This is a genomic window from Nodosilinea sp. LEGE 07088, assembly GCF_015207395.1.
GTDB lineage: Bacteria > Cyanobacteriota > Cyanobacteriia > Phormidesmidales > Phormidesmidaceae > Nodosilinea.
On the sequence record NZ_JADEWX010000314.1, the window covers coordinates 1 to 3,309 of the forward strand.

At 57.5% G+C, this 3,309-nt stretch carries 3 protein-coding genes and 1 pseudogene; 2 read left to right on the forward strand and 2 right to left on the reverse strand.

The genetic code is table 11. The features are described from left to right. Positions 1 to 1,223 (forward strand): hormogonium polysaccharide biosynthesis glycosyltransferase HpsP (hpsP, locus tag IQ254_RS30360; RefSeq protein ID WP_313887622.1); only part of this gene is annotated, 1,223 nt, incomplete at its 5' end. A gap of 164 nt (positions 1,224 to 1,387) precedes the next feature. Next, positions 1,388 to 1,630 carry a DUF6761 family protein gene (locus IQ254_RS30365; protein WP_193969867.1) on the forward strand — a complete coding sequence of 81 codons (243 nt, stop codon included), beginning with the start codon at positions 1,388 to 1,390 and terminating at the stop codon, positions 1,628 to 1,630. 161 nt (positions 1,631 to 1,791) lie between these two features. On the opposite strand, the gene psbC is transcribed toward IQ254_RS30365, so the two are convergent. Together psbC and IQ254_RS30375 are read right to left on the reverse strand one after the other, a co-directional pair. Beyond that, positions 1,792 to 3,174 carry a photosystem II reaction center protein CP43 gene (gene psbC / locus IQ254_RS30370; protein ID WP_193969868.1) on the reverse strand — a complete coding sequence of 461 codons (1,383 nt, stop codon included), beginning with the start codon at positions 3,172 to 3,174 and terminating at the stop codon, positions 1,792 to 1,794. Next, a pseudogene (locus IQ254_RS30375) lies at positions 3,158 to 3,309 on the reverse strand (photosystem II D2 protein (photosystem q(a) protein)); the annotation flags it as partial. The pseudogene IQ254_RS30375 and the gene psbC, both read right to left, overlap by 17 nt.

Here is a 3,309-nt window from a genome sequence, read left to right on the forward strand (position 1 = left end):
CCCCCCCATCTCCCCCAATGCGCATCCTCCAAATCGTTCCCTCTATTTCCCTAATCTACGGTGGCCCCAGCCAGATGGTGCGGGGCTTTGCCCAGGGGCTGGCGGCAGCAGGAGCCGAAGTGACGATTCTCACCACTAACTCGAACGGTGATGCGGGCCAGCCGCCCTTGGCTGTGCCTTTAGGGGTGCCGGTAGCGGAAGAGAACTATACGGTGTGCTACTTTAACTGTGCTCCGTGGCGGCGGTACAAGTTTTCGGCGGGGCTGCTAGGGTGGCTCTATCGCCACGGCCACGAGTACGATTTAGCCCATATTCACGCCCTGTTTTCGCCCCTGAGTACGGCGGCGGCGGCGGTGGCGCGATCGCGCGGTCTACCCTATGTGCTTCGTCCCCTCGGCACCCTCGACCCAGCAGATCTCCAGAAGAAAAAGCATCTCAAGCAGGTCTACGGTCGCTTGCTAGAAGCACCCAACATCAACGGAGCAGCGGCGCTGCACTTTACCAGCCCCATCGAAGCGAAGGTGTCCCATCGGTTTGGAGCTACGGCACCTGACTGGGTGATTCCCCTGGGGGTTCAGCCGCAGCCTCAGGTAGCTGATGCCGAGCGTCAGAAAATCTTGGCTCAGTTAGGAATTCCGTCCGATCGCCCCCTCCTGCTCTACCTCTCTCGCCTCGACCCTAAAAAGGGGCTAGATTTACTGCTGCCTGCCCTGGAACAGCTCACCGCTGAGGGGATAGACTTTCACCTGGTGCTGGCGGGGGGCAATCCCCAAGATCCGGCCTACGAGCGGGCCATTGCCCAGCGCATAGAGGCAGGTCCCCTGGGCGATCGCACCTCTCTCCCCGGCTTTGTCACCGGCCCCGCTAAAGCCGCCCTGCTGCAAGCCGCCGCGCTGTTCGTGCTGCCCTCTTACTACGAAAACTTTGGCATCGCCGTGGCCGAGGCGATGGCCGCTGGGGTGCCGGTGGTGGTGTCTAAGGGCGTGTACATTTGGCCCGACATCGCCGCCAGCGACAGCGGCTGGGTATGCGATTTGAGTGTAGAGAACGTAGCGCTAGCCCTGACTGAGGCCCTCAAAGATTCTGCCCAGCGACAGCTGCGGGGGCTGCAAGCCCAGCGTTACGCTAGGGAATACTACAATTGGGGCGCGATCGCGCAGAAAACCTTAGCAGCGTACGACACCGTACTGACCCGGCGACAGGCGCACAGCCACCTAAATTGACCATAGTGTCATAATCCACACCTCCGGCCCGTCGAGAAACGGTGTATAAAGATACGTATAACAGTACGTTAATAGACCGATTAAATTTTTTGCCCTTTGGTGGAAAATTTAAACCTAGAGCGAGATCTACCCCTAGCCACCGCCGAGTTACAGGTCAACCTCCCATGCTTCAGGATGCCAAATCTATTCGGTATTACCAGCGTATTACCGATGCCTTCGTCGATCAGTGGAACCGAGGCTATCGCACCAGTGAGCTACGCCTCTACCTGGAAGGCTACCTGGCCGCCCTCCGCCACTCCGACTCCCTCGAACCCTACTGGGTCAACCGCCTCGAAGAAGATGCCATCCGCTACCTCAACGACGTATCTAACTTTGCTATTCCCCTACCTGAGCCAGAAATTTACTGACATGCGCTGCCGCTGATATCATTCAGCGGTTTTTTAGGTTTTATGGCTCGTGTCCTTGGCAGGTCGTAGAAGTCTGCGGGTTGCCTTTCTGATTTCTACCCCAACAAAAAAGCTCCTGCCCACGGGCAGGAGCTTTTTAACTTAACCCTCTCGGACTAGCCTTAGTCGAGGTCAGTCATGGCGAGCACGGGTTCAGCTTCGCGATCGATCCCTTTCTCGAAGCCAGCCTCAGCCGCGCGAGCGCGACCAGCATGCCACAGGTGACCCACCAGGAAGAAGAAGCCCAGTACAAAGTGAGAGGTCGATAACCACTGGCGGGGGTTCACGAAGTTCACAGAGTTGATTTCCGTGATGACACCACCCACCGAGTTGATGGAGGCGTTCGGCGCGTGAGTCATGTACTCAGCGGCGCGACGCACCTGCCAATCTTGGATGTCGTTAGTGAGTTTGTCGAGATCCAAACCGTTGGGGCCACGCAGGGGCTCCAGCCAGGGGCCTTGGAAATCCCAGAAACGCATGGTCTCACCGCCAAAGATGATCTCACCGGTAGGTGAGCGCATCAGGTACTTACCCAGACCGGTGGGGCCTTGGGCTGCACCAATGTTGGCACCCAGGCGCATATCGCGCACCAGGAAGGTCATGGCCTGAGCCTGGGAAGACTCGGCGTTGGTAGGGCCGTAAAACTCAGAAGGATAGGCGGTGTTGTTGAACCACACGTAGCAGGAGGCGATAAAGCCCATCAGGGATAGAGCGCCCAAGCTGTATGACAAATAGGCTTCACCAGACCAGACCAGAGCCCGACGGGCCCAGCCAAAAGGCTTAGTGAAGATGTGCCAGATTCCGCCGCTGATGCAGATCAGACCAATCCAGATGTGACCACCGATGATGTCTTCCATGTTGTTGACACCGACAATCCAGCCGTCTCCACCAAAGGGAGAACCCGCCAAATAGCCAAAGATCACAGCCGGATTCAGGGTCGGGTTGGTGATAACGCGTACGTCTCCACCGCCCGGTGCCCAAGTGTCATAGACACCGCCGAATACACAGGCTTTTAGCACCAGCAGCAGCGCACCGCACCCCAGGAGGATCAGGTGGTAGCCGATGATGTTGGTCATCTGGTTCTTGTCTTTCCAGTCGTAACCGAAGAAGGACGAATACTCCTCCAGCACTTCAGGGCCGCGCAGGGCGTGGTAAATACCACCCAAACCCAGCACCGCCGACGAAATCAAATGCAGTACACCGACAACGAAGTAGGGGTAGGTGTTGATCACTTCACCACCGGGCCCTACGCCCCAACCCAGAGTAGCTAGGTGCGGCAACAGAATAAAGCCCTGCTCATACAGAGGCTTATCGGGAATAAAGTGAGCGACTTCAAACAGGGTCATAGCCCCTGTCCAAAACACAATCAGACCGGCGTGGGCCACGTGGGCGCCCAGCAGCTTGCCGGATAGATTGATCAGTCGGGCGTTACCAGACCACCAGGCGAACCCGGTAGATTCTTGGTCGCGCCCAGCAATAAACGAGTTGCTAGAGAGCGTTACCACGGGGGAGTACCTCTTCGGGGAATACAAACTTCTCATGGGGCTGGTCGGTCGGGGCCATCCAGGCCCGAATGCCTTCATTCAACAAGATGTTCTTGGTGTAGAAGGTCTCAAACTCAGGGTCTTCTGCCGCCCGAA